The following is a 6,359-nucleotide window of genomic DNA, read 5'->3' on the forward strand; positions in this document are numbered from 1 at the left end:
GGCGGGATGACGGGAGGGAGCGATGGAGGGGGCCGACGACATCCGGGGGCGCCGGATCGAACCAGACGAGGGAATGCTGTTGCGAAGGCTGCGCCTTGCCGCGCTCGCCGATGCTCCTTCGGCGTTCTGGCAGACCCTGGCCGAGGCGAGCGCGCGGCCCGCCGAGGAGTGGGACGCCCGCGCCCGCGCCGGGACCCGCGCCACCCGCGCCACGGTGACGGTCCCCGCTTCGGGTGACGTCATCGCGACCGATATCACGGGTGCCCCAGTGGGTTAGGGAACAACTCCGGCGGTTATCCTTGACAAGCCCCCGAAAAATCCTCTATGGAGGACCAGCGCGAGGAGGTGGCCGCTGTGAGTCCTGGCGGGTGCTCCAGTAAAGGCCGCTTCCTGCTCGTGGACGTCAGCCATCGCTGAATCCCGGGCCGATCAGCGCGCACCGTCGCGCCCGGCCCGCGTCCACGGAACCCGGGTAGACGACGCCCGGGGCACTGTTCGGAAGTCCGGCCTGTTCGGACGCACGGCCCTCCTGTCCGGTGCAGCCGTGCCGTCGGCGACGGCGTCTCCGGCTCGGGAGTCGATGGTCACCGCGATCTCCCGGCCCGATCGGTTCGTGCCGGTAGCGCGGATCCACCCTGTCCCGGCCGGGCTTCCCTGATCCGTCCGGGTCGGCAGTCGCATGGGCCGCGAGCAGTGCACAAGCAGGTGCGGTCGATCGAAGTCGTGTCGACCAGAGGTCGCCGTGGCGGTGCCGCCCGCGGCCTGCTCGAGGAATGCGCACTCACAGCTGTCCGGCGGTAACTGGGGCGCGCGGAGGGGGATCTTCCATGAGCATCTCAACATCACGGGCCGCGGGACGTCGTGGTGCCTGCACCGAGCGTCTCGACCTGCCCGCTTCCGGCCGGGTCACACTGATCCCCCGGGGCATGGACCGGGAATCGGTCAGTCGCTTCGCGGAGGCCATCGCCCGTTTCCTGGGAACCGGGCGGTACCTCGCCATTCAGACCTGTATCGTGATCGTCTGGATAGCCTTGAACATCGCGCTACCGCTGCTGCGGTGGGATCCCTACCCTTTCATCCTGCTGAACCTGGCCTTCTCGACCCAGGCCGCCTACGCGGCGCCGTTGATCCTGCTCGCCCAGAACCGACAGGACGACCGTGACCGTGCCTCGCTGGCCGAAGATCGGGCGGTCGCTGTACGTATGCGGGAAGACACCGAGTTTCTCGCGCGTGAGATCGCCGCGCTCCGGCTTGCCCAGAGCGATGCGGCGACCCGGCAGTACGTGCGCGGCGAGCTGGCCGGCCAACTCGAATCTCTTCGCGGCGACATCGAGAGCCTGGTTCGGGACGCGGTTCGCGTTCCGCACCAGACGGCGTCGGATGAACGGAAGCCAACCGCGGCACGATCGCCGTCACGGCACGGCGGGCCGGCGTCCACGGCCGGTGGTGGCCTCCGGGAAACGAGCGACCCCGAGACCGAGGACCCACCCGCCACGGGCAAGCCGAATGCCGGGAATCCGGAACGCCCCCGGCGGCCCAAGCACCACAAGCGCAGAAACACCACGGGTGTGAGCACGACCGGCATCCTCCCTCGCTCCACGGACGCCGGGTATGCCACCCGCACCGGGAACCGCGAAAACGGCGGTCCCGACAGGAAGACGACGCCGACCATCGCCACCGGTCCCACCCCGGAGACCACGCTCGACGACCCCACCCGGGAGGCCAGCGCGACGACGCACCTCAAGAACAGAGGATTCACAACACACGGGCACCATAGCCTCTCTGCCCATACGGGCTCCTCCTGGCATTCAATGGGAAAGCCGCAACCAGTGGATTCCTCCACAGGAAACACCCACTCGCGACACGGGCCGTGACCACCCTTCTGCGGAACGGGGCAACCCAGTAGCGTTCGACAGGTGCGTGTCCCCTGTCCGCCCCGGCATGACCCGCGTCGCCTCCGCGGAAGCCTCGGGCGGGCGCTGGTGGCCGTGGCGGTCCTCGGAGCGATTCTCGCCCCGTTCCTGAAGATCGTTCCGGCGGCCGCGGCCGTCCCACTCGCCGCACCGGCACCCACCGCCGCCTCCGACTCCGCTCCCCCGGCCGGTCTCACGGCCGGTCTCACGGCGGCCGAGTGGCTTGTCGCGGACGCGGGAAGCGGCGCCATCCTCGCCGCCTACCGCCCCCACGCCCAGGATCTCCCGGCCAGCACGATGAAAATCCTTACCGCGCTGACCGTGCTGCCCGGCCTGCCGCCGGACCGGGTCGTGACGGTCGACGAGAACGCCCCTCGGGTGGACGGCACGAAGGTCGGTCTCGTGCCGGGGGTCGGATACACCGTCCGTGACCTGGCGACTGCCATGCTGATCTCCAGCGGAAACGACGCGACCATGGCCCTGGTCCAGGCGAGCGGGGGAACCCCCGCCGTGCTGCAGCGGATGAACGCTCTGGCCAGGTCGCTCGGCGCGACGGACACCGTCGCCGGTGACCCGACCGGGCTGGACAGTCCGGGCCAGGTCACCAGTGTGCACGACCTAGCCGTGCTCGGTCGGGCGGCGTTGGACAACCCGACGGTGCGGAGCTACCTGACGATCCCGCGCGCCTCGCTCGCCGGCCGGGGGGGTACCCGCTTCGAGATCCAGAACCACAACGCCCTGCTGCGTTCCTACGAGGGGGCTATCGGGGTGAAGAACGGCTACACCATCGCGGCCGGCGCGACGTTCGTCGGCGCGGCCACCCGCGACGGCCACACCCTCATCGTCGCCCTGCTGCGGACGGCTCCCGCCTACGGCAAGGACGCACGCGCGCTGCTCGACTGGGGTTTCGCGCACGCCGACACGGTCACCCTGGTCGGGTATCTCGCGAACCCCAGGGCGACGGCGCCGGCGTCGAGCGGGCCCGCGGGAGACCGGCCCTCCGTCAGCCCGGCGGGTCCAGGGATCGTGCCAACCGCCGGCGCGGCAACAGCCTCCTCGCGGCACGGAGTCGCCCGCGCGGGCGATCCTGGCAGCGGCATCGGCCCGATAACCTGGATCGCGATCGGCTGCACCGTCGTGGCATGCCTGCTCACCGCGCTCACCCGTCGAGCCGCCCGAGTGCGTCGGCGCCAGCACCGGCGGCGGCACGCGGCGGCGGGCCTCCGGGACGTCGAGCGCCCGTCGGGTCGGCCGCCCGCACCGCGCGACGGACACGTGTCCGTGAGGCTGAGGCCGGCGGCCGGACCTGATCAGTCCGACCTGCTGGATGTCCCCGAGGGTATGCGGCGGCGTAGGAGTGCCCGTACCCGGGCGGGGATGGGCACCGTGCCACGCGGGCTGCCCTCCGACGCCACCCGCAGCGGTCCGGCCAAGGATGGCTTCGCCGATGACGAGTCGGGTGAAGCCGGCTCGAGCGGCGTCGAGCCGGTCTGGGAGCCGGACACCGGGCGGCGGGAGGCCTCCGGGTTCGGCGAGCCGCTCGACCGGTAGGACGCCGGCCCCGCGGATCCCGCGCCCGCGCCTGCCGCACCCGCGCTCCCCGCCGCCGCGTGGTCGGCCGCCTCGGCGACGGAATGCCGGGCTGCCGAACCGGAGGGGAAGACGTCGGAGTTGTAGGGCGCCGTCACGGTCCAGGCCGCGACGAACAGCGTCCATCGCATGACGATGTTGATCCAGATGAGCAACCCGACGATCACCGCGAACGTACCGTACACCGGATTGCTCATGGTCTGCCCGACCAGCCAGGTGCCGACGATCTTGAGGATCTCGACTCCGACGGCGCCGAGCACCGCACCCCGGACCGTCCGCACCCGGTCGGTCTGCTGCGGCAGCCGCCAGAACAGATAGAGGAAAACCGCGGTGTCGATCGCGAGGGCGACGAGCAGGGCCAGCAGGCCGGTCACCCAGGCCGCGGCGGTGCTGCCGGACAATCCGATCCAGCTCAGGAATGACCCGGTGGCCGAGGTCGAGAGGCTGGTCACGACGAGTGAGGCCAACAGAGTCAGCCCCAGTCCCGCGAGCACCGTGACATCCCGCAGCCGCCGGGTGATGATGTTGCCAACGTCGATGTCCTGGTGCCATACGAGACGGATGGCACCCCGCAGCGCGTCGATCCACGCGAGTCCGGCGAGCAGGAGGCCGGCAAGACCGATAATGCCCACGCCGACCTTGGCGTTGCCAATCGAGGCAACGTCGAGCTTGTCCGCCAAGCCCGGAAGATAGTCGTTGATCTGCCGGGTCAGGCTCTCCTGCACATCGGGGTACGCGTCCACGACGAAGCCGGTGACCGCGAAGGCCAGCGCGACCAGCGGGAAGAACGACAGGAACGCAAAGTAGGTCGCCGACGCCGCAAGACGATCACCGCCGTCGGCTGTGTAGCGGGAATATGCCCGGATGAGGTGATCGAGAAACGGACGTTTCCGGCGTACTGCCACAGCGGTGCCGGAAACCGTCCCGACACTGGCCCGTACCGCCTGACGAGGTCCCGCCACATTCGTTACTGTCCCCCCGGCGACGCGCGCTTACTCCCGAGATCCGAGTGTGGCGCGTCGCCCCCGCCGCCCACCGGTTCCGGCCCACGCGCAGGGCGACCGAACGGGAAGAAGCGTAGTTGCCGCCAGCGCAGGTCGGCGCCTCTTTCATACAGCCCGAACCCGTTGACTTCGAACTGCGCCTGATATTCGGCGAGCGCATCGAAGGCGCGGTCCAACGCGTCCTCGGCGAGGTCGTGCGCGACGGTGACGTGCGGATGGTAGGCGAAGCTGAGCGGCCGGTCGAGAGGACCGGACCGCACCACCGCCGCCAGTTTCTCGCACCGGAGGATACCCATGGCGAGGGCGACGAACACGACCGGGGACAGCGGCCGGAACGTGCCGGATCCCCGCAGGCGGATGGTGAACGGGGAGTTCGCCCGCGCCGCCCGCGCGAGGTGGCGCTCGATCACGGGCAGGTCCACGAGCCCGACGGAGGTCGGACCCAGCAGGGTGACGTGCGGGACGATGAGGGCTGCGTTCGGATCGCCGAGTCGCTCCCGCCAGTCCTGAAGCTCTGTGCGGTACGGCTCGGGGATGCCGATCGCCACGCCGATGTCCACCCGACCCGCGGAATCGACCGGATCAACCGGATCAACCGGAACAACCGATTCACCGGGATCAACGGCCGGGACAACCTGGACGGTATGACCGTTCACCCCCTCAGTCATGCGGGACCGGCTCCCCGACGAAAGCAGCGACGCTCGCTACTCTGCGTATCCATGCCTGCCTGCGCCGGGTGAGGAACCGGCCGTCGGGATCGGTCTCGCCGAGGAAACATGCCGACATCATGGCCCATGAGCCACGGCCGTCCCGCGCAGACCATGGGAAGGAGATCTGGATTCCAGATCATGACCAAAAGCTGACAATGCCCTCGGAAGAAACCGGCATCCGACCGGAAACGGTCACTGACGGCCGCGCCGCCCCCGCCCTTTCTCGCACGTCACGCCGAGCGGTTTGCGGACCACGAGGGGGCCTGCGCCAGGATCGCGTCCGCCAGCGGTGGCCAGGCTCGCTGGGCCCACTCGCCAAAATCACGATCACAAAGAGTCACACATGCGAGGCGGGCGACGGGATCCACCCACAGGAAGGTCCCGCTCTGCCCGAAGTGGCCGAAGGTCGACGGCGCGTTGGAGCTGCCCGTCCAGTGCGGGTGCTTGTTGCCGCGGATCTCGAAGCCGAGTCCCCAGTCGTTGGGGGTCTGCTGGCCGAAACCCGGCAACACGCCGGCAAGTCCGGGAAAGGCGACCGAGATGGCCGTGGCGAACGTCGCGGAGGTGATCAGCGTCGGGGCGAGGAGCTCGGCAGCGAAGCGTCGCATGTCGGCAAGCGTCGCCGTCACGCCGGAGGCCGGGGATCCCGTCAGCCGGGCACCGTGCATCCCGAGGGGCTCGAAGACCGCCTGGGCGAGGTAGTCGGCGAAGGCGATGGTGGTCGCCTTCTCCAGCGCCTCCCCCAGCCGCTCGAACCCGGTGTTGGAGTAGATGCGACGGGTGCCCGGGGGGGCCAATGTGCGGGTCCCCGAGAACGCGAGCCCGGAGGTGTGGGCGAGTAGATGAGCCACGGTGGACCTGGGGGGTCCGGCGGGATCGTCAAGCCCGATCGCGCCCTCCTCCACGGCGATCAGGACCGCATAGGCGCTGAGCAGCTTCGACACCGAGGCCAGCCGGAAGGGGTGATCGAGTGGTCCGGTCCGCGCCACCTCCCGGACCCGCGGGGTCACCGCTGCGTCCGGCCACCCGGACCCCGCACCCGGTCCGACCGCCTCGTCCGCCCGACCCATCACCGCGACCGCGACGGTCTCGACCGGCCACGCCGCCACCTGTCCAAGAGCGTCCACGTTCCGTAAACATTC

General features: G+C 70.1%; 5 protein-coding genes and 1 pseudogene. 3 read left to right on the forward strand and 3 right to left on the reverse strand.

Annotated features, from left to right (window positions below):
- Positions 1-22 precede the first annotated feature (22 nt).
- From ACY5KJ_RS16445 to ACY5KJ_RS16455, 3 genes and pseudogenes are all read left to right on the forward strand, one after another.
- Positions 23-277: a hypothetical protein gene (locus ACY5KJ_RS16445; RefSeq protein WP_462188796.1), complete on the forward strand. Its 255-nt coding sequence runs from the start codon at positions 23-25 to the stop codon at positions 275-277.
- A 550-nt stretch (positions 278-827) separates the two neighbouring features.
- Positions 828-1,874, forward strand: a complete 1,047-nt coding sequence (locus ACY5KJ_RS16450; protein ID WP_462203780.1) for a DUF1003 domain-containing protein — start codon at positions 828-830, stop codon at positions 1,872-1,874.
- Between the two features lie 114 nt (positions 1,875-1,988).
- Positions 1,989-2,756 (forward strand): annotated as a pseudogene (locus ACY5KJ_RS16455) (D-alanyl-D-alanine carboxypeptidase family protein); the annotation flags it as partial.
- Positions 2,757-3,223: 467 nt separating this feature from the next.
- Here ACY5KJ_RS16455 and ACY5KJ_RS16460 read toward each other — a convergent pair.
- The 3 genes from ACY5KJ_RS16460 to ACY5KJ_RS16470 all read right to left on the reverse strand — a co-directional run bounded on the left by ACY5KJ_RS16460 (position 3,224) and on the right by ACY5KJ_RS16470 (position 6,344).
- Positions 3,224-4,408 (reverse strand): YihY/virulence factor BrkB family protein, encoded by a 1,185-nt coding sequence (locus ACY5KJ_RS16460; RefSeq protein WP_462188794.1) that lies wholly within the window; start codon positions 4,406-4,408, stop codon positions 3,224-3,226.
- A gap of 62 nt (positions 4,409-4,470) precedes the next feature.
- Positions 4,471-5,163 carry a 2'-5' RNA ligase family protein gene (locus ACY5KJ_RS16465; RefSeq protein WP_462203781.1) on the reverse strand — a complete coding sequence of 231 codons (693 nt, stop codon included), beginning with the start codon at positions 5,161-5,163 and terminating at the stop codon, positions 4,471-4,473.
- A gap of 284 nt (positions 5,164-5,447) precedes the next feature.
- The gene (locus ACY5KJ_RS16470) at positions 5,448-6,344 is read right to left on the reverse strand and encodes a serine hydrolase domain-containing protein (RefSeq protein WP_462203783.1); all 897 of its coding nucleotides are present in this window, start codon (positions 6,342-6,344) and stop codon (positions 5,448-5,450) included.
- Positions 6,345-6,359 lie beyond the last annotated feature (15 nt).

It is taken from the genome of Frankia sp. CcWB3 (genome assembly GCF_977927595.1).